This is a genomic window from Rhodococcus sp. 05-2254-6, assembly GCF_002258565.1.
Classification (GTDB): Bacteria; Actinomycetota; Actinomycetes; order Mycobacteriales; family Mycobacteriaceae; genus Rhodococcoides.
The window spans coordinates 1-19984 of sequence record NZ_NOZF01000078.1; the positions used below are offsets into that span (position 1 = coordinate 1).

The 19984-nt window shown below is 65.3% G+C and carries 17 protein-coding genes, 2 tRNA genes and 1 pseudogene; 8 read left to right on the forward strand and 12 right to left on the reverse strand.

Features of this window, described 5'->3' with window-relative positions:
- Window positions 1-274: 274 nt before the first annotated feature.
- Window positions 275-364: pseudogene (locus CH256_RS28545) on the forward strand (ATP-dependent Clp protease proteolytic subunit); the annotation flags it as partial.
- Here CH256_RS28545 and tig read toward each other — a convergent pair.
- A complete protein-coding gene (tig, locus tag CH256_RS09185) occupies window positions 342-1751 on the reverse strand; it encodes a trigger factor (RefSeq protein ID WP_094669412.1) in 1410 nt (469 codons plus the stop codon). The pseudogene CH256_RS28545 and the gene tig overlap by 23 nt on opposite strands.
- A 112-nt stretch (window positions 1752-1863) precedes the next feature.
- Window positions 1864-1937, reverse strand: a tRNA-Pro gene (locus CH256_RS09190).
- Window positions 1938-2107: 170 nt separating this feature from the next.
- Between CH256_RS09190 and CH256_RS09195 the strand changes: the two genes are divergently transcribed.
- Together CH256_RS09195 and CH256_RS09200 are read left to right on the forward strand one after the other, a co-directional pair.
- Window positions 2108-2181: transfer RNA gene (locus CH256_RS09195), tRNA-Gly, on the forward strand.
- Between the two features lie 108 nt (window positions 2182-2289).
- A complete protein-coding gene (locus tag CH256_RS09200) occupies window positions 2290-3054 on the forward strand; it encodes a hypothetical protein (protein ID WP_094669413.1) in 765 nt (254 codons plus the stop codon).
- Here the strand turns inward: CH256_RS09200 and CH256_RS09205 are convergent.
- Both CH256_RS09205 and CH256_RS09210 read right to left on the reverse strand, forming a co-directional pair.
- Complete coding sequence (locus CH256_RS09205) at window positions 3051-3845, reverse strand: Fpg/Nei family DNA glycosylase (RefSeq protein WP_094669414.1); 795 nt, start codon at window positions 3843-3845, stop codon at window positions 3051-3053. The genes CH256_RS09200 and CH256_RS09205 overlap by 4 nt on opposite strands.
- A complete protein-coding gene (locus CH256_RS09210) occupies window positions 3846-4325 on the reverse strand; it encodes a ribose-5-phosphate isomerase (RefSeq protein ID WP_068052539.1) in 480 nt (159 codons plus the stop codon).
- A gap of 16 nt (window positions 4326-4341) precedes the next feature.
- Here CH256_RS09210 and CH256_RS09215 point away from each other — a divergent pair, with 16 nt between their 5' ends.
- Complete coding sequence (locus CH256_RS09215; protein WP_094669415.1) at window positions 4342-5004, forward strand: DUF429 domain-containing protein; 663 nt, start codon at window positions 4342-4344, stop codon at window positions 5002-5004.
- Between the two features lie 63 nt (window positions 5005-5067).
- On the opposite strand, the gene CH256_RS09220 is transcribed toward CH256_RS09215, so the two are convergent.
- Window positions 5068-5685 carry a mycothiol-dependent nitroreductase Rv2466c family protein gene (locus tag CH256_RS09220; RefSeq protein WP_068052542.1) on the reverse strand — a complete coding sequence of 206 codons (618 nt, stop codon included), beginning with the start codon at window positions 5683-5685 and terminating at the stop codon, window positions 5068-5070.
- Window positions 5686-5843: 158 nt separating this feature from the next.
- Between CH256_RS09220 and pepN the strand changes: the two genes are divergently transcribed.
- On the forward strand, window positions 5844-8417 hold the full coding sequence (gene pepN / locus CH256_RS09225) for an aminopeptidase N (protein WP_094669416.1): 2574 nt from the start codon (window positions 5844-5846) through the stop codon (window positions 8415-8417).
- An 89-nt stretch (window positions 8418-8506) separates the two neighbouring features.
- On the opposite strand, the gene CH256_RS09230 is transcribed toward pepN, so the two are convergent.
- The 3 genes from CH256_RS09230 to CH256_RS09240 form a co-directional block, all read right to left on the reverse strand.
- On the reverse strand, window positions 8507-8983 hold the full coding sequence (locus tag CH256_RS09230) for a DUF5130 family protein (RefSeq protein ID WP_094640234.1): 477 nt from the start codon (window positions 8981-8983) through the stop codon (window positions 8507-8509).
- Window positions 8970-9221 carry an aa3-type cytochrome oxidase subunit CtaJ gene (ctaJ, locus tag CH256_RS09235; RefSeq protein ID WP_068052560.1) on the reverse strand — a complete coding sequence of 84 codons (252 nt, stop codon included), beginning with the start codon at window positions 9219-9221 and terminating at the stop codon, window positions 8970-8972. The genes CH256_RS09230 and ctaJ overlap by 14 nt, the downstream gene beginning before the upstream one ends.
- Window positions 9222-9302: 81 nt before the next feature.
- The gene (locus CH256_RS09240) at window positions 9303-9965 is read right to left on the reverse strand and encodes an HNH endonuclease (RefSeq protein ID WP_176460278.1); all 663 of its coding nucleotides are present in this window, start codon (window positions 9963-9965) and stop codon (window positions 9303-9305) included.
- 231 nt (window positions 9966-10196) lie between these two features.
- On the opposite strand from CH256_RS09240, the gene CH256_RS09245 reads away from it, so the two are divergent.
- Both CH256_RS09245 and CH256_RS09250 read left to right on the forward strand, forming a co-directional pair.
- Window positions 10197-11156, forward strand: a complete 960-nt coding sequence (locus CH256_RS09245; RefSeq protein ID WP_068052588.1) for a mechanosensitive ion channel family protein — start codon at window positions 10197-10199, stop codon at window positions 11154-11156.
- 50 nt (window positions 11157-11206) lie between these two features.
- On the forward strand, window positions 11207-11602 hold the full coding sequence (locus CH256_RS09250) for a globin (protein ID WP_094640235.1): 396 nt from the start codon (window positions 11207-11209) through the stop codon (window positions 11600-11602).
- Between the two features lie 21 nt (window positions 11603-11623).
- Here the strand turns inward: CH256_RS09250 and CH256_RS09255 are convergent, their stop codons facing one another.
- The gene (locus CH256_RS09255) at window positions 11624-12091 is read right to left on the reverse strand and encodes a cupin domain-containing protein (protein ID WP_094640429.1); all 468 of its coding nucleotides are present in this window, start codon (window positions 12089-12091) and stop codon (window positions 11624-11626) included.
- A gap of 211 nt (window positions 12092-12302) precedes the next feature.
- Here CH256_RS09255 and CH256_RS09260 point away from each other — a divergent pair, with 211 nt between their 5' ends.
- The gene (locus CH256_RS09260; protein ID WP_094640236.1) at window positions 12303-13886 is read left to right on the forward strand and encodes a glycoside hydrolase family 13 protein; all 1584 of its coding nucleotides are present in this window, start codon (window positions 12303-12305) and stop codon (window positions 13884-13886) included.
- Here the strand turns inward: CH256_RS09260 and CH256_RS09265 are convergent.
- The 3 genes from CH256_RS09265 to CH256_RS09275 all read right to left on the reverse strand — a co-directional run bounded on the left by CH256_RS09265 (window position 13883) and on the right by CH256_RS09275 (window position 19932).
- Window positions 13883-14572, reverse strand: a complete 690-nt coding sequence (locus CH256_RS09265) for a hypothetical protein (RefSeq protein WP_094669417.1) — start codon at window positions 14570-14572, stop codon at window positions 13883-13885. The two genes, CH256_RS09260 and CH256_RS09265, sit on opposite strands and share 4 nt — an antisense overlap.
- Window positions 14565-15029 (reverse strand): acyl-CoA thioesterase, encoded by a 465-nt coding sequence (locus tag CH256_RS09270; protein ID WP_068052572.1) that lies wholly within the window; start codon window positions 15027-15029, stop codon window positions 14565-14567. The genes CH256_RS09265 and CH256_RS09270 overlap by 8 nt, the downstream gene beginning before the upstream one ends.
- A gap of 64 nt (window positions 15030-15093) precedes the next feature.
- Window positions 15094-19932, reverse strand: coding sequence for an NAD-glutamate dehydrogenase (locus CH256_RS09275; protein ID WP_094669418.1), 4839 nt, complete (start codon window positions 19930-19932; stop codon window positions 15094-15096).
- Window positions 19933-19984: the final 52 nt, after the last annotated feature.

A 19984-nucleotide genomic window follows, 5' to 3' on the forward strand; every position in this document is an offset into this window, starting at 1 on the left:
TAGAGCGCGTCAACGTGACCGACACCACCGGCGCGACCGTCGACACCGCAGAGCTGTTCGGCAGCCCCGCCGATGCTCCCGACGAGGTCGAAGCAGCAGATTCTTCCGAGGGCGAACAAGAGAAGTAACGCTCACAGCGAACGACGGCGGTTCCGGGACTCCGGAGCCGCCGTCTTTCGTTAGTGTCTGTGTCAGGAACCAACGATTTGTTATGGAAAAGGCAGGTACCGTGACTGTTCAGAATCCGGCGGCTTCGCACCAGCAGAGTCCCGTCATGACTTCGGCTGCAGCAGGGCTGAATCTCAGCGACTCCGTGTACGAGCGTCTGCTTCAAAACCGCATCATTTTCCTCGGTACCCAGGTCGACGACGACATCGCCAACAAGTTGTGCGCTCAGATCCTGCTGCTTCGACCTCGTCGGGAGCATCGGCGGGGCTGCCGAACAGCTCTGCGGTGTCGACGGTCGCGCCGGTGGTGTCGGTCACGTTGACGCGCTCTACGACCGAAGCCAGTGCCTTACCGCGCTTGACATCGGCGAACACGGCACCGAGCTGGTTGGCCTGCTGCACCTGCTGAATGAACTGCTCGGGCGGCATGCCGTAGCGCTGCGCCTGGAAGATGATCCGCTCGGTGAGCTCTTCCTGCCCGACCTGCGTGTTCTCGGCCTCGGCGATCGCATCGAGAAGGAGCTGGGTACGCACCGACTTCTCGGCACCTTCCTTGACGTCCTTGTCGAATTCCTCGCGGCTCGAACCCTGCGACTCGAGCAGCTCGGCCAGTGCTTCCTCGTTGTGGTCGAGGCCGTGAATGGCCTCGTGCACCTGGGAATCGACCTCGGCCTTGACGACGGCCTCGGGAGCCGGAATCTCGAGCGTGTCGAGCAGGGTCTCGAGCACCTTGTCGCGGATCTGACCGGCCTGCTCGACCTTCGCGACTCGCTCGACGCGCGTCTTCAGGTCGGCGAGCAGTTCGTCGAACGTGTCGAACTCGCTGGCCAGCTGGGCGAACTCGTCGTCGGCCTCGGGCAGCTCGCGCTCCTTGACGGAGACGACCTTGACCGTGACGACGGCTTCCTTGCCTGCGTACTCACCGGCGACCAGGGTCGAGGTGAACTCCTTCGACTCGTCCGCGGAGACGCCGATGATCGCGTCGTCGAGTCCGTCGATGAGCTGGCCGGAGCCGACCTCGTGGGACAGTCCGCTCGCGGTTGCCTCTTCGACGTTCTCGCCGTCGACGGTGGCCGAGAGATCGATCGAGACGAAGTCGCCCGACTGGACGGGACGATCGACACCGGTCAGGGTGCCGAAACGCTGGCGCAGCGACTGCAGCTGCTCGTCGACGGCCTCGTCCTTGATCTCGAGCGGATCGACGACGACGCTGATGGTCGAGTAGTCGGGCAGATCGATCTCGGGACGAACGTCGACCTCGGCGGTGAACGTGAGCTCGGTGCCGTCCTCGATCTTGGTGATCTCGATCTCGGGCTGGCCGATGACCTTGACCTTCTCGTTGGTCACGGCCTCGGAGTAACGGGCGGGAAGAGCGTCGTTGACGACCTGCTCGAGAACTGCCCCGCGGCCGACGCGCGCTTCGAGCAACTTGGCCGGAGCCTTGCCGGGACGGAAGCCGGGGAGGCGGATCTGCTGAGCCAAAGCCTTGTACGCGCGGTCGAAATCAGGCTTGAGCTCCTCGAAGGGCACCTCAACGTTGATACGGACTCGCGTCGGGCTCAGCTGCTCGACGGTGCTCTTCACGGAACATGCTCCTTTGGGTAATTCTTGCTTGCTGGTGGTGCTTACGGTGCTGGCTTGCGGTCTTACCTCGCTCGCCGCGAACACGGCGAACCGTGCCTGCGGCCCTCATTTGTCGGGGTGACAGGAATTGAACCTGCGACCCTCCGCTCCCAAAGCGGATGCGCTACCAAGCTGCGCCACACCCCGTCGTACCCACACCATTGAACAGCAACCGATAGTAGCCCCCCATGGGCGCCCCACCGATGACGTTCGGCGGAACCGGTCGCGGCGGGCCGGTTTGGAATCCTGCGTCGGCGTTGGGTACAGTCTTGAAACGCAGGCGACGGAACTGGCGATCCCACGACTGTTGTTTGCACGCCGATGTAGCTCAATGGTAGAGCCCCTGTCTTCCAAACAGGCTACGCGAGTTCGATTCTCGTCATCGGCTCCACCGAAAAGCCCCGCACTGTCAGTGCGGGGCTTTTTCGTGTCCGCGTACTCTGGACGGTGTCCGAATTGTCCGTAGAACCGGGCATGCACCGTCGGCGGAAGGCCCGCAGTGGAAATAATCCTGATCGTCATCGTCGTCGCCGCAGTGGCCCTGTTGGTCCTGCGAAGCAAGAAGAACTCGGCTGCGGCGGCCGAAACCGCGCTGGCCGACGCCAAGGCCGATGCCCGCCAGTCGATCGAACGCCTGGGCGGTCAGGTCTACAACCTGATCGGCACCGACACACCGTCCAAGCAGGCCCTGGCCGATGCGTCCGAACGCAACATCGCTGCCGGTTCGCAGATCGACCAGGCCACCACCCCCGAACAAGCCAGACTGGCCAAGCAGACCGCGCTCGAGGGCCTCTATTACATCCGCGCCGCTCGTCTGGCCATGGGCATGGATCCCGGCCCGGAGGTGCAGGGCATCGACGGCCAGCAACAGGCCGGACGCGTCACCGAAGAACGCAAGGTCGACTTCGAGGGCCGTGAGATCGCGGCATCACCGGATCCGTCCGATCGCACCCCCAACTACTACCCGGGTGGCCGTGTCGCGGGTCGTCCGGTGCCCGCGGGCTGGTACTCCGAGCCGTGGTGGCGTCCCGCCCTGGTCGCCGGTGCGTGGGGAATGGGATCGATGTTCCTGTTCTCGGCGATGTTCTCCGGCATGGCCGGCGTTCCGGCAGAGACCGCAGCCGGCGGCGAGACGGGGGCCGACGGTTCGGACGGCGGTAGCGGCGACGACCTCGGTGGCGACACCGAATACGGTGCCATGGACGACGGGGGCGGCGACATGTTCGGCGGCGAGGGCGGCGGGATGGACTTCGGCGGTTTCTAGGTCGCCTGACAGACCGGGCACCAGAACAGGTTTCGCGCCTGCATCACCGAGTGCAGGATGTCGGCTCCGCACACCCGGCAGGGATATCCCTGCCTGCGGTAGACGTACGAGCGCGGTCGTCGCGCACCGTAGGTGTCGCCGTGATCGTCCTCGGGCCGGATGGTGATGATGCGACCGCGTCGAACACCGATCTTCATCAGTTCCACGAGGTCGAGCCAGATCGCGTCCCACTCCGCTCGATCGAGGTCCTTGCCCGGTCGCATCGGATTGATCTCGTGCCGGAACAGAATTTCGGCGCGGTAGACGTTTCCGACGCCGGCGAGCACCTTCTGATCCATCAGCAAAGTTCCGATTGCCGTGCGCGACTTGGAGATTCGTGCCCATGCCCCGTCAGGGTCGGCGTCCTTGCGCAGGGGGTCCGGGCCCAGTCGCGCCACCAGGGCGTCGACCTGCTCCTCGGTGTAGATCTCGCAGGCCGTGGGTCCGCGCAGGTCGGTTCCGTACTTCTCCCCCACCATGCGCAACCGCACGGCACCCACCGGATCGCTCAGCGGCACAGACTGTTCGGTGAACTTCCCGTAGAGGCCGAGGTGGATGTGCACGATCAGATCCGACTCGTATCGGTGCAGCAGATGCTTGCCCCAGGCCTCGGCCTTCTCCAGTACGAGACCGTCGATCAGCGCCGCACCGGAGGTGAAGCGCCCCTGCGGACTGCTCGCCTCGACCGGTGCCCCGCCGAACCGACGTTGATGCAACCGAGCCAGTCGGTGCAGAGTGTGCCCCTCGGGCACCTACTCGGGCTTTCCCGGCACGACGGGTGCCTCGCCGCTGCGTTCGTACTCGGACAGGATGTCGACGCGGCGCTGGTGGCGCTCCTCGCCCGAGAACGGAGTGCCGAGGAAGGCGTCGACGATGGCGAGGGCCTCGGGAAGGGTGTGCATGCGGCCACCGATGCCGATGAGCTGAGCGTCGTTGTGCTCGCGGGCCAACTTGGCGGTCTCGACGCTCCACGCCAGCGCGCAGCGAGCGCCCGGCACCTTGTTGGCTGCGATCTGCTCGCCGTTGCCGGAACCGCCGAGCACCAGGCCGCGGCTACCCGGGTCGGCGACGACGCGGCGTGCTGCGTCGATGCAGAATGCCGGGTAGTCGTCGACGGGGTCGTAGTCGAAGGCACCGCAGTCGACGGGCTCGTGGCCGGTCGCCGTCAGGTGTTCGATGATCTGATTCTTGAACTCGAGGCCGGCGTGGTCGGCACCCAGGTATACGCGCATGCCTAGAGTCTGACAGGTGAACTCCGAAGCCGAGAAATTCGCCGGTGTGGACGGTGCGAAAGGCGCGTGGGTGGTCGCGGTTCTGGCCGAGACGACGTTGACGTGGACCGCGTGCGCGTCGGTGACGGAGGTGCTCGAGGTGACACGGGACTGCGCACGGGTGGGCGTCGACATGCCGCTGTCGCTGCCCGAGCACGGCTATCGCGTCAGCGAACTGGAGGCGAAGAAGTTTCTCGGGACGGCGCGCAGCTCCATCTTCCACACGCCGGTCGCAGGCGTACTCGACGCCGAGTCGTATCCCGAAGCGTGTGCCGTTTCTCGGCAGCTCACCGGCAAAGCGATCAGCAAGCAGACGTGGCACATCCTGCCGTCGGTGAAGGCGTGGCGGGATGCGGACGTCGATCGGGACAGGTACATCGAGGTACATCCCGAATGCTCGTTCCGGGCCATGTCCCCGGCGACGGTCTTCTCGTCGAAGAAGACCGGCCGCGGTGTCGGACAACGACTGGCCACGATCATGCGATGGAGCGAACACGTCGATCTGGCGGATCTACCGCCAGGACCCGCCGTCGACGACTTTCTCGACGCGGCCGCAGCGGCGTGGTCGGCGCGACGCTTCCACCTGGGCGAGCACCTGACGTTCGGTACCGAGGACGGCTCGGATCGAATCGTGGCCTAGCACCCCCTCGTGCGTGAAAGCTCTACTCCTGCTACGAGTTTCCACGCACGAGGGGAAGTGCGATCAGTCGAACTGCGGGTCCTCGTTGCGGCTGCGCTTGAGCTCGAAGAAGTGCGGGTACGACGCGAAGATCACCGATGCGTCCCACAGTTTGCCTGCCTCTTCGCCACGTGGGATTCGGGAGAGCACAGGGCCGAAGAAGGCCACGCCGTTGACGTGGATGGTCGGGGTGCCGACATCGGGTCCGACCTTGTCCATGCCTGCGTGATGGCTGGTCCGCAGGTCCTCGTCGTGGTCGGTGCTCTCGGCTGCCTTCGCCAGGTCACCGGGCAGGTCCAGTTCGGCCAACGACTCCGCGATGACGACGTCGAAATCCTTGTTGCCCTCGTTGTGAATTCGCGTTCCCATGGCCGCGTACAGCGGGTCGAGGATCTCGTCACCCTTCAGCTTGGCTGCGGCGATGGCAACGCGGACCGGCCCCCAGGCCTTCTTCATCATCGCGGCGTACTCCTCGGGCAGATCGCGGCCCTCGTTGAGCACTGCCAGGCTCATGACGTGGAAGTTCACATCGATGTCTCGCACCTGCTGCACTTCGAGAATCCACCGCGAGGTGATCCAACACCACGGGCACAGTGGGTCGAACCAAAAATCCGCAGTGTCTTTCTGTCCTGAACCGGCCACTGTCCTACTCCTTGGAAGTCGAGGTCATCGTGTCTTCATTGCGTAACAACCGCACACCGCGCAGACATTCCGCACGGCCCGTCGGCCAGCGCGGGGTACGCGTGACGTGATGGGATGGACGGCACTACCCATAACTACACGAAGAGGTGTCGACTGAAGTGGTTGCTCCCAACCTGACGCGTGACCAAGCCTCCGAGCGTTCGGCGATCATCGGGGAAACGAAGTACGCGATCGTTCTCGATCTCACCGACGGCGAGGGCAATCCGGGCGAGAAGACGTTCCGCTCGCTCACCACCATCACGTTCACGGCCACCGCCGGGGCGTCGACTTTCGTGGACATCATCGCGAGCACGATCCGCTCCGCGACGCTCAACGGCACCGGTCTCGATACCGCGAACTACGACGAGTCGACGGGCCTCGCGCTCGAGAATCTGGCCGAGCACAACGAGCTCGTCATCGACGCCGATTGCCTCTATTCGCACACCGGAGAGGGCCTGCACCGCTTCGTCGACCCGTCCGACGATTCGGTCTACCTGTACTCGCAGTTCGAGACCGCCGATGCCAAGCGCATGTTCGCCTGCTTCGATCAGCCCGATCTCAAGGCCACCTTCGATGTGAAGGTCACCGCGCCGGAGAGCTGGGCCGTCATCTCCAACGCCGCGCACGCCGCCGAGCCTGCAGCGGGCGAGCACGTGTTCGACACGACCCCGTCGATGAGCACCTACCTCGTCGCGCTGATCGCTGGGCCGTACGCGGAGTGGACCGACTCGTACACCGACGACCACGGCACCATTCCCCTCGGAATCTATTGCCGCGCATCACTTGCCGAGCACATGGACGCGGAACGCCTGTTCACCGAGACCAAGCAGGGCTTCGGTTTCTACCACGAGAACTTCGGCACTCCCTATGCCTTCGGAAAGTACGACCAGCTGTTCGTGCCCGAGTTCAATGCCGGCGCGATGGAGAATGCCGGTGCCGTCACGTACCTCGAGGACTACGTCTTCCGGTCCAAGGTGACACGCGCCTCGTACGAGCGTCGCGCCGAGACCGTACTGCACGAGATGGCACACATGTGGTTCGGCGACCTGGTGACCATGACGTGGTGGGACGATCTGTGGCTCAACGAGTCCTTCGCGACGTTCGCTTCGGTGCTGTGCCAATCCGAGGCAACCGAGTACACCAACGCGTGGACCACCTTCGCCAACGTCGAGAAGGCCTGGGCGTACCGCCAGGACCAGCTGCCGTCGACGCATCCCATCGCCGCCGACATTCCCGATCTCGCGGCCGTGGAGGTCAACTTCGACGGCATCACCTACGCCAAGGGCGCGAGTGTGCTCAAGCAACTGGTGGCGTACGTCGGTAAGGAGGACTTCCTCGCCGGCTTGCGTGCGTACTTCGTCGATCACGCCTTCGGCAACGCCACGTTCTCGGATCTTCTTGCAGCACTGGAGAAGTCGTCGGGACGCGATCTGTCCGATTGGGGCGCCCAGTGGCTGCGCACCACCGGCCTGAACACCCTGAGTCCGGACTTCGACGTCGACGCCGACGGCAAGTTCACCCGCTTCTCGGTGCTGCAGACCGGTGCGGCCCCGGGTGCAGGCGAGCATCGCGTACACCGCATCGCGGTCGGCATCTACGACGACGTCGACGGCAAGCTGGTGCGCACCGACCGCGTCGAACTCGACCTCGATGCTGCCGAGTCGACGACTGTCGACGCGCTGGTGGGTGTCTCGCGTGGCAAGCTCGTTCTGGTCAACGACGACGACCTGACGTACTGCGCGGTGCGTCTCGACCCGGATTCACTCGATGTCCTGCTTTCCCGAATCGGCGACATCGCCGAACCACTCCCCCGCACCCTTGCGTGGTCGGCGGCCTGGGAAATGACTCGGTCCGCCGAGATGAAGGCGCGAGACTTCGTTGCCCTCGTCCAGCGCGGAATCGACGGTGAAACGGAAGTGGGTGTGGTGCAACGTCTTCTGCTTCAAGCGCAGACCGCCATCACCAGCTACGCCGATCCTGCGTGGGCAGCCGAACACGGTACCCCTGAGTTCGCCGATGCTCTGCTCGAGCTGGCGCGTGGCGCCGAAGCAGGCTCGGATCACCAGCTGGCCTTCGTCAACGCCCTCACCGGCATCGAACTCGGCGATCGCCACATCGAGGTGCTGCGCGCATTGCTCGACGGTGACGTCGACGGTCAGTCCCTGTCCGGTCTGGGAGTCGACACCGATCTGCGGTGGCGCATCGTCACGGCCCTGGCCGGTGCCGGGGCCATCGACGCGGATGGACTGGAATCGCCGGTCATCGACGCCGAGGCGGGCAAGGACAACACCGCTGCCGGGGCTCGATCGGCTGCGGCGGCACGTGCTGCACGCCCGAGCGCGGAGGTCAAGGAACAGGCGTGGACCACGGTGGTCGACGACGACGCGGTGCCGAACATCACCGCTCGCTCGATCATCGGCGGCTTCGCCGGCCCCGGTCAGGGCGAGCTGCTCGAACCGTATGTCGCTCGCTACTTCGACGCCATCGAAGGTGTGTGGTCTCGTCGATCCAGCGAGGTCGCGCAGACCGTGGTGATCGGGCTCTATCCGTCCTGGTCGATCAGTGAGCAGTCACTGGCGGCCGCGGACGAGTTCCTGGACGGTGATCTGCCGCCCGCCCTTCGGCGATTGGTGATCGAGGGACGGGCCGGCGTCGTCCGGGCTCTCGCTGCGCGGGAGTTCGACGCGAGCTGATCTGGACGGCACAGACGACGAGGGCCGGTTGCCCACCGCGAGGTGGACAACCGGCCCTCGTCGTGGAAGCGCGGTCTGGAGGTGGAGAGTTACGGGCTGAGGATGGACGCGGTCATCACCCGGACGGCAGTGACCAGACCGTCGATGAGATTGCCGTCGCGGAACGGACCGAGCGCGGCGGTGACACCCAACTGTGCAACCCGGTCGGTCGCACGGTTGGACACTCGCCTGCCGGTGCGGATCTCGAGAGCATGCCGATTGGGGTCGACGGCGACCAGGACCGAACGGATGGCATCGGGTGTGCCGGGGAACACCGAATCCGCACCCGCAGCGGGATCTACGCCGAGATCACCGATGTAGACGTTGAACCGGATCTTGGTCTGTCGAATCGCCTGCGTGAGTGCATCGTCGAGTGCAACCAGGTCCTGCGTCGCGAACGGCAGGTGCTCGGGGTTGGTCGTCCCGAATTCGTGAGCAGCCGAGATGCGGCCGCTCGCGGTGAGGGCTGCACCGACGGGCAGGTCTTCTTCTCTGACGTCACTGCGGACGAGTTCACCACTTGCCACTTGCGGAACCTCCGATCGAGTCGGCTGTGTCGGCACCGTGCGAACCGTGACCTCCGAAAGGAGTCACCTCGTCCGTAGCAGTCCACAGCAATGGCTCGCGCGTCCACTCGTCCGTCAGTCGGTAGGGCGGAACGTCCATACCGGGCTGCTTGTCGGTCAAGTAGGACAACGCGCCGAGGAGTCCGATCACCGCAACCGGAATCACCCCGAATATCAGCGTGGTCTCAAAAATGCTCACAGGGTGTGACGTTAGTCGACAATTGCGCGTCGGACCACGTCGGGGCCGGTGTTGTGACCGAAAAGTGCAGGCGTACCCGCGTCAGGCAGCGCCCTCACCGAGGTACGCGAGCCAACTGGGATCCAGCTCCTTCGTCGTCGCCAACAGTCGCCAGTGCGGACCCTTCGGCGGCACCAACTGGGCGCGCAACGTCCAGCCGATCTCACTGAGCAGTTTGTCCGCCTTGCGATGGTTGCACGAGGCGCAGCAGGCGACACAGTTCTCCCACGAGTGGCCACCTCCGCGGCTGCGCGGAACCACGTGGTCGACGGTCTCGGCCTTGCTTCCGCAGTATGCGCACCGGAACCGATCGCGGTGCATCAGCGCCTGTCGGGTCATGGGTACCCGGGCTCGATACGGAACACGGACGAACGTCCGCAGTCTGATCACCGACGGCACCTGCACCGAGCGGTCGGCCGACCGGATGAACGGCCCCTCCGGATCGTCGTGCACCACGTCGGCCTTCCCACAAACGAGAAGAACCACCGCCCGGCGCATCGGAAGCGCGGTCAGTGGTTCGAAGGTGGCGTTGAGGAGCAGCACACGGCGCTTGACCCACGCCGGTACGGCGTCGTCGCCTGTAGCACTGTGGGCCGTCGGCACCACACGCAGCGGAGAAGCCCCCGAGGCCGTCTCACGCTGGTCGTGCGTGGTGCGGCCCTCAGTGGGCGGGAGTTGTCGATGGCGGTGTTGCGAGTTCTTCATGCGTTGCTCCAGAAACAGTCGGCGCCCGCGCATGGCTTGCGTGGAACACGAGTCACAGTGGAACACGAATGCACCCTCCTCGCACAGCCATTTTCCCGGCATTTTCTGTTGCCGATCGGTGAACATCTCGCATCCTCGCGTTCACGAACGACGAACGACGGCTCCATGCGCTGCGTGACTGGCAAGATTTCTGCGTCTCCGTAGACTTTTCGGGTGTCTGTATCAACCTTCCTGTCCGCATCGTCCCTCTCCGAACCGTCGCTGTTGCGAGATCTCGACACCCGAGCGTTCGAGCTGACGGAGACCGGACGCGACTGGTTGGTCGATCGTCCGCTGCAGGCTCTCGGCTATCTGGCCCTCGCCATCGTGCTGCGCCTCGTCCTGCACAAACTGATCGACCGATTCACCCGCAACAACGTCGGGAAGTCTCCGACGCTGCTGCGTCCGCTGCGCGAGCGTTCGTCGAGCACCGTCAAGGGCGCGATTCTCAACGAGCGGCGCAAACAGCGTGCCAACACGATCGGCTCGGTGCTCAAGTCCGCCGTCTCGGTCATGATTCTCACGTGGTTCGTGCTGTCGGTGCTCGACGTCGTGGGGGTCAACGTCGCTCCGTTCATCGCCTCGGCCGGGATCGTCGGCGTCGCCCTCGGCTTCGGTGCGCAGAACCTGGTCCGAGACTTTCTCTCGGGTATCTTCATGCTCCTCGAGGACCAGTACGGAGTGGGCGACGTCGTCGACCTCGGTGAAGCGACCGGCACGGTCGAGAGCGTCGGGCTACGCGTCACGACGATCAGGGACGTCAACGGCACCGTGTGGTACTGCCGCAACGGCGAGGTGCTGCGCGTGGGCAACATGAGTCAGGGCTTCGCGGTCGCCGTGTTGGATCTGCCCGTGTCCCACACGGCCAACATCGACGAGGCCCGCGCAGTCGCCGAACGCACCACGCTGGCGGTGGTGGAATCGAAGGACTTCGCCGATGACATCCTCGAGCCGCCCGAGATGCTCGGTGTCAACGCGGTCAGCGCCGACACTGTCACCATCCGCATCACGATCAAGACCCGCCCCGGACGCCAGTGGGCCGTACAGCGCAGACTGCACCAGGAGATCCTCCAGGCGTTCGACGATGCCGACATCAAGGCACCGTACGCACTGGGTCGCCCGGGTGGGGTCGTGGCCGAGCGAGGCAGCTGAGGGACAATGGACGTGACCGACGCCGACCAGGAACGAACAGAGAGAGTGTGATGACCGAACCGCAGCAGACGTTCTACGACGCGGTAGGCGGTGCCGAGACGTTCCGGTCACTCACGGCGAAGTTCTACGAGGAAGTCGCCAAGGACGAGATAGTGCGGCCGTTGTACCCCGAGGAGGATCTGGCACCGGCCGAACGGCGGATGCGGATGTTTCTCGAGCAGTACTGGGGCGGTCCGCGAACCTACTCCGACGAGCGTGGCCATCCTCGACTTCGTATGCGCCACAACCCGTTTCGGATCGGACCGATGGAGCGAGACGCGTGGCTCCGCTGCATGCACATCGCGATCGCGTCGATCGCCCCCGAGGTCATGGACTCCGCGCACCGAGCCCAGTTGATCGACTACATGGAGATGGCCGCCAATTCGATGATGAACTCGGCGATCTGACGGCCCCGACAGCGCAGCGGGCTACAGCGATCCGACGCGCTGCGGGCTCTTGCCGCCGACGGCGACCTTGAGCTTGCCCACCCGCGCGCGAACGGAGCCGGCCACCTTGAGCGCGAAGCTCATGGGAGCGGGTAGGTGCTGGCGCAGGATGGCGTGCTTGCGTACGTAGTTCTCCACGTGCCACTCCGACCAGGTGCCCGCACGGAACAGTGCGGCATCGCCGGGAAGCAGGGTGCGCGGTGCGTGGTCGTCACTCGAGACGGTCACCGAACCGTCCATGATGTGCACGATCTCGTCGACGGCGAAGTACCACCGGAAGCGTCCTGCCGTGCAGTCCCACACGTTGGTGGTGGTGGTTCCGTCGATGCTCTTCGACCACTCGGCGAGGCGAGCCTGCGGGTTTCCTTCGAGAATCCAGGTCGGCTCGATGGGGCTGTCGTTCAGAGCGATGTCGCCGAGTCGTACGGCTTCGATGGTCGAAGTGATCATGGTTTCCGTCGCGTCCTCACCGTCGGGCGCGGCTTCCGCCGCTACTTGTTCCAGGAGCAGAACATACAACACTTTCCCAACGAACCGGCAGGAGTCGGTCATGTGAATGAGCACAAAGCTTTACTGTTCGTTGACCTACGAGGCTGCCTCCTGTCGTGCCCGAACGCCCCTGAATCGTTCTGCGGCCGATCGTTTGGCACTATTGCCCCTTGTGACCGATCCGATCGAAAGCTCCGAGCTGTTGTGGTGGCAGGACGCCGTCTTCTACCAGATCTATCCCCGCTCGTTCGCGGACTCCAACGGTGACGGCATCGGTGACCTCGACGGAATTCGCGACAAGCTCGGCTACCTGGAGCTGCTGGGAATAGACGCAGTCTGGATCGGACCCATCACCCGGTCGCCCATGGCCGATCACGGGTACGACGTGTCGGATCCGCGTGACATCGACCCCCTGTTCGGCAACCTGGAGATTTTCGACGCGTTGGTCGACGAAGCTCATGCGCGCGACATCAAGGTCACGATGGACCTGGTGCCCAATCACACCAGCAGCGAGCACCCGTGGTTCCGATCGGCCCTGACGGCGGCGCGCGGTAGTGCCGAGCGTGCTCGCTACATCTTTCGAGACGGACGTGGTGACGACGGTGCGCAGCCGCCGAACAACTGGCCGAGCATCTTCGGTGGCCCGGCCTGGACTCGGATCACCGAGCCCGACGGATCCCCCGGTCAGTGGTACCTACACATCTTCGCGCCCGAGCAACCGGATCTGAACTGGAACAACCCGGAGGTGTTCGACGACTTCGCGCGCACCTTGAGATTCTGGCTTTCCCGCGGCGTCGACGGCTTCCGGCTCGATGTGGCGCACGGTATGGCCAAACCCGTCGACCTGGCCGACATGAGTCTCGAACTCAACGCGTTGATGAAGAACGACGACGACGATCCCCGGTTCAACAATCCTCGGGTCCACGACCTGCATCGACGCATCAGAGCCGTCATGGACGAATTCCCCGAAGCGGTGACCGTCGGTGAGATCTGGGTGCAGGACAACGTGCGCTTCTCCGAGTACATCAGGCCCGACGAGTTGCACCTGGGTTTCAACTTCCGGCTGGCCAGTGTCGATTTCGACGCCGCAACCATCCGCGACGCCATCTCCAATTCCCTTGCCGCAGTAGAACTGGTCGACGGAACTCCGACGTGGACGCTGTCGAATCACGACGTCGAGCGTGAGGTCACCCGATACGGCGGTGGGGACCTCGGTCGGGCGCGCTCGCGCGCCATGATCCTCGTCGAATTGGCGCTTCCCGGAACGATTTTCGTGTACAACGGTGCCGAACTGGGGCTGCCGAACGTACAACTGCCCGACAGTGCGTTGCAGGATCCGGTGTGGGAGCGATCCGGGCACGCAGAGCGCGGCCGCGACGGCTGCCGAGTGCCGATGCCGTGGGAGGGGCACACACCACCGTTCGGGTTCTCCTCCACCGATCGAACATGGTTGCCGATGCCGGCCGAATGGGACGGGTACACCGCCGAGGCGCAACTCGAAGACGTCGATTCGATGCTGAGCCTCTATCGGACGGCGTTCGAGCTGCGGGCTCTACGTCCGGAATTCACCGGTAGCGGAGTCGATTGGTACGGATCTCCTTCCGGCTGCCTGGCATTTCGTCGACGCGGTGGCCTGATCTGCGCCTTGAACGCGTCGGAGGAGTCGATCCCGCTGCCTCCCGGCGAGTTGCTGCTGGCCAGTGCGCCGTTGGTGGACGGCAGGCTTCCGGCGAACGCCGCTGCGTGGCTCGTCTAACGCTCGACGGTGAGCGACAACTGTTGTCCCGCGCGACGAGCGAAGACGGAGCCGTAGCGGGCATCGAGACGTAGCCAGACCTTCGACACCCGCACCCGAACCACCTCGTCGGGCGCGATCCGATCCGGGTCGACGTCGACGGTCAACGGGTCGCTGCCACTGTGTGGCACGAAACCCATTGCGGTCAAGGCGAATACCGTTCGCATCGAGATCGAGACGTCGTCGTTCTCGCCCGCGACGTGCAGAACCTCCTGTTCGAGCAACGAACTCGGCGCACCGTGACTGCTGCCGTGCTCCTTGGCCAGTGCGACGCCGCGTTGCGCGAGCCCCACGAGCACCCGGGCCGGCACATCGTCGAGATGGCCGAAGCCGCCGTCCGGTGGCAGGGCTCCGCGCCAGGCGGAATCCATCGAAAATCCCGGGTCGATCACACCGTCGGTCGCCTGCTGCACCGCCGCGACCAACACGTCGGCACCGGCACTCGTGTCGTCGGGCACCACGGTCCCGGTGATGACCCGAGCCGCGAGAGCATCGAAACCCGTTGCCGCCCAGCAGGACACACCGCCGCCCGCTCGGGTCCGCATACGGATCACCGCAGCTTCGTCCAGACGCAGCGCCCTGGTGCAGAACGTCGCCAGGTTCTCCCGCTCGACCGCATCGGGAACGGTCAGTACGCGCTCATACACGCTGCCAGCTCACGAGAAACTCACGCTCTTCGGGAGTGAGCCGGCGCAGCCGCTGCGCATCGATGTCGAACGCCGCAATCTGTGTCGAGGCCACCACGGCCGCGGGAGTGTCCAACGACGCTCCCCGGGCTCGTACCTCGTATCCGACGACGAAGTCCACCGCCCGCACCGCGTCGATCCACATGAACACATCGAGGGGCCCGTCCTCGTGCCGGAGCTGGCCTCGATACTTCACGTGCAGATCCGCGATCACCGCGCCGTGGCGCAGGTTCGCCGTCGGCCTCCCGTCCACCAACAGCCAGGGAATGCGTGCCTCTTCGAGGAGAGTGACCATCCGGGCATGGTTGATGTGTTGATACACATCCATATCCGACCACCGCACGTCCACGGTGGCATGAAAGCCCACTCGCTCGGTTTCAGGTCGCTTGTCGGACAGATGGGCGTCGGGCACACTCACGTGGTCGTTTCCTCTTCTCGGTCGAGTATCGGCGGTCTCGCCCGTGGCGATGTGGTGCTGAAGGTCAGGGCACCATGTTGCGGACCTGTCGGGCAGCGACCGACAGGGTGGCCAGGTCGAGGGTTCCCGACTCGGCGATTTCGGTCAACGCCGCACGAGACCTCGCCAGACGAGACGAGTTGGTCGACTCCCATTCGGCGATCTTCTCCGCAACCGACTCGTCCGGCTCGCCGCCCGCCAATACGGCCTGCGTGATTCCCCGCAACGAGGAATACAGATCGTCGCGAAGAGCCAAGCGCGCCAACGAATGCCAGCGGTCTCCGCGGGCCAGCTTGGACACCGCGGTGAGCAACCAGTCGATACCGATGTGCGCATCGAGGGCGAAGTAGAGCTCGGCGACCTCGGCTCCGTCCCGGTCGACGATGTCGGCGATATCGATGATGTCGAGTAGGCAGTACACATCGAGCAAGCCGTAGATCCGGCGCGCCAGCTCGGCCGGCGCGCCGCGTTCGATCGCCGCAGCCGATCGGGAGTCCAGGTCGCTGGCTTGATGCCCGGAGATCCACCTGGACACCGACGGTTGCAGTGCCCGCACCTGACCGGCGTACCGACTGATCTCGGCGCCGACGGCCAGCGGCTGCGGACGGTTGGCCAGCAGCCAGCGCGAGACACGGTCGAGCATGCGACGCGACTCGAGCAACAGTTCGGCCGAGACCGCAGTCGGCACGTCCGCGGCCCTGATCGAGTTCCACACCTCGTCGAGTCCGAATATCTCGGTGGCGGCGGCGAAGGCACGGATGGCGTCGGTGCCTGCCGCACCCGAATCCTCGGTCAATCGGTAGGGGAACGTGATGCCACCGCAGTCGATGGCCTCGTTGGCCAGCGTCGTGGCCACCAGCTGCCGCCGGAGAGGATGCGTGGTGATCGCGGCGGCGTACGGCTCTCGCAGCGGCGCGGGGAAATACTTGGGCAGCCGCGGAGCGAAGACGTCACTGTCGGGCAGTTCGCTGTCGAGCAGTTCGGCTTCCAACGCCAGCTTCACGTGAGCCATCAGAGTCGCGAGTTCCGGCGAGGTCAGCCCGCGGCCGTCCTGTTTGCGACGCCGTAGATCCGCCTCGGTCGGTAGCGCCTCCAGTTCGCGATCGAGACCTCGGCGCACTTCCAGATCCTCGATCACTCGACTGTGCACGGTGACCAGGCTCGGTGCGTCGAACCTGGAGGTGCCGAGCAGTTCGTTCTGCATGATGTTGTCCCACAACACCAGCCGGCCCACCTCGTCGGTCATGGACGCGAGCAGCTCGTCCCGATCCTCGCGCGCGAGGTTGCCGTTGGTGATGGCCGTCTCCAACAGGATCTTGATGTTGACCTCGTGATCGGAGCAGTCGACACCCGCGGAGTTGTCGACGGCGTCGGTGTTGATCTTGCCTCCGGCAGCGGCGTATTCGATGCGGCCCAGTGCGGTGGCTCCGAGGTTGCCGCCCTCCCCCACCACGGCGGCGCGCACGTCGATTCCGTCGACCCTCACCGTGTCGTTGGCCTTGTCACCGACCTCGGCATTGGTTTCGGTGGACGCCTTGATGTACGTACCGATTCCGCCGTTCCACAGCAGATCGGCCGGGGCCCGAAGGATCGCGTTCACCAGCTCCGGGGGTGACAGCGCGACCACGGAATCCCCCAACCCGAGGGCAGCGCGCGCCGCCGCACTGATCGGGACCGACTTGCGCGTCCGCTCCCACACGCCGCCGCCCGCACTGATGAGCGAGGTGTCGTAGTCCGCCCACGACGACCGCGGCAGTGCGAACAACCGCTCCCGTTCGGCGAACGAGGACTCACGCTCGGGGTCGGGATCGAGAAAGATGTGCCGGTGATCGAACGCGGCGAGCAGGCGAATGTGCCGGCTGAGCAACATGCCGTTGCCGAACACGTCCCCGCTCATGTCTCCGACGCCGACGACTGTGAAGTCCTGGCTCTGCGTGTCGATTCCGAGCTCACGGAAGTGGCGTTTGACGCTCTCCCACGCACCCTTGGCGGTGATGCCCATGGCTTTGTGGTCGTAGCCCGCCGAACCACCGGACGCGAAGGCGTCGCCGAGCCAGAAACCGTACTTCGCGGCAACGTCGTTGGCCATGTCCGAGAAGGTCGCGGTGCCCTTGTCCGCGGCAACGACGAGATAGGTGTCGTCTCCGTCGCGGCGCACGACTCCGGTGGGAACCGTCACCGTTCCGGTAGCGCGGTCGAGATTGTCGGTGATGTCGAGCAGCCCGGCGATGAACAGGCGGTAACAGGCCTTGCCTTCCTCGGCGTGGGCCTGGCGATCTCGATCGGCGTCACCGGTCACGACAGGGGGCCGCTTGACGACGAATCCGCCTTTCGCTCCGACCGGCACGATGACGGCGTTCTTGACCATCTGGGCTTTGGCGAGTCCGAGAATTTCGGTCCGGAAGTCCTCACGTCGATCCGACCAGCGCAGTCCGCCGCGGGCAACGGCTCCGAATCGCAGGTGCACACCTTCGACGCGGGGCGAGTACACGAAGATCTCGAACTTGGGCTTCGGCTTGGGCAATTCGGCGATCGATTGCGGATCGAACTTGAGCGAGAGGTACTCGCGATGGTCGCCGTCGACCCCCACCACGAAGTAGTTGGTGCGCAGGGTGGCACGGATCAGCTCGAACATGCTGCGCAGAATTCGGTCGGCGTCGAGACTGACGACCTCGTCGATCAGTTCACCCAGCTGAGTGCCGATCGACTGCGCGTTCTCCTCCGAACTCGCCTCGGGATCGAACTGCGCCTCGAACAACCCGACGAGCAGCCGCGCGGTGCGCGGGTGTGTCAGCAGCACACCCTCGATGTTGAACTGGCTGTAGGGAAAACCGGCCTGGCGCAAGTACTTCGCGTACGCGCGCAACACCACTGCCTGCCGCCAGTGCAGGCCGGCGCGCATGACCAGCTCGTTGAACCGGTCGGCCTCCGCCTCGCCGCTCCACACTGCCGCGAACGCATCGGTGAATCGGTGCTGCACTCGACTCTCGCGATCGGCGGTGCCCGCCTCGGACAACTCCGCGTCGATGTCACCGTCGATTGCCGAACGCAGCATCTCGCGTGAGGCCGAGAGCCCGAAATCGTAGATCCAGCAGGACATTCCGTCCGGCCGCACCACCGGGTACGGCCGTTCGTCGTCGACCTCGACGCCGAGACTCAGCAGGATGGGCAGCACCTGCGACAGCGAGACACCCGCGCCGCCGATGTACAGCGAGAAGCGCCAGCTACCCACGGCCGACTGCTCGTTGCGGTAGAGCTGCATGTCGATCGACTCGTCGCCGAGCCCTTCGAGGCGAGCGATGTCGGTCACGGCCCGAGCCGGACTGAAGTCCTGCTTGTAGGCCTCGGGGAACGCCTCTGTGTAGCGCTGGATCCGCAGCGGGTCCACGGTGCGGTCCAGCGAGACCGCGTCGCCGAGGGAGTCCTCCCAGGTTCTGGTGGTCTCGGTGAGAGCCGCCTCGATCCGGGTGATGTCCTCGGCGGCCAGCTCCGTCGATGCCGTTCCCGGCGTGCGGCGGACGGTCACGTGCAGCAGCGCCAGGTCCGATTCCGTCACGCGCGCCGTGTAGTCGAGAGAAGTGCCGCCGAGCTCACGGAGCAGCCGATCCTGAATGGCCAGCCGAACACGGGTGGTGTAGCGATCTCGCGGCAGGTACACCAGGGCGGAGACGAAGGACCCGCCGGCATCGGGCCGCACGAACAGCTTGACCTTGCGCCGACGGCCCAGTGCGAGAACAGCACTCGCGGTCTCGAACAGCCAGGCCGCCGAGGTGGCGAACAGTTCCGAGCGCGGCATCGACTGCAGCACTTCGAGCATCGCCTGACCCGAGAACGACCCGAGATCATGACCGGCCCTGGCGATCACCGAGCGCACCCGGCGCTCGATCACCGGAATGTCGAGCACGTTCTCGTGGAGCGCGGTCACTGTGAAGACGCCGACGAAACGGTGTTCGGCGGAGTTCTCGGCGTCGAGAACACTCACGAAGTAGGGGTAGACGGCGCGGTGCACCGTCGCCGGACTCGCTCCCTGCGTCAGGGCGACCAGGTCGCGCTGACCGAGCGGCTCCGAACCGTGCACGTCGTGGGCCGCGTCGCGCAACACCCCGAGGCTGCTCGACTCCTCCCCGGTGGCCGTCCGTGCACCGTCGACGCCGCCGAGCCGGTACCGGCGGTAGCCGAGGAGCGTGTAGTGACCGTCGCCGAGCCAGCGCAGCAACGCGGCTGCGTCGCGATGTTCGACGGCGATGGCGGACTCCGCATCACCGGCCCGCTCGGCCGCACCGTCGAGGAGATCGGCGACCTCGGCCTGCACCCGACGCATGCGATCGGTGTCGCCGACGACCTGACGCACGTCGGCCAACACCCGGCTCGCCTCCGACTCCACGCGGTCGAGGGCCTCCGCGGGCGTGGACGGATGCAGCTGGACGTGAATCCAGGATTCGTGTCGACCGTCGGCGCTCGGACCCGTCAGCTCGCCGTCCGCGTCGCGGGCGACCGACAGAATGGGATGGACCACGTCGGTGTACTCGATGCCGAGTCGGGACAGCAGCGAGATGACCGACTCGACGAGAAGCGGCATGTCGTCGGTGACGATCTGCAGATAGCTGCCCGCGGCCTGATGGGCGGCCGAACTCGACTCGCTGGGTCGGTACACCGCTACGTTCGCGGTCTCGGGCAGCCGCTGAGCGGCCAACCGGACGTGCCGGTGAAAGGACGTGGTGTCGGGAGTGTGCGCGGACGCTCCGACGGCCGTCGTATCCACGTGCTCGAAATACTCGGCTTGCAATGTCGCCAGCCCGGCCAGGAGTCGGTCGTCGAGGCCGTCGGCCCAGTCGTTGTCGGGCAGGTCCAGCGAGCGTGGCATGGTGTTCGAGTACTCCCTCGTGAGGATTTTCCCGACGCCCGCCGATCGCCGG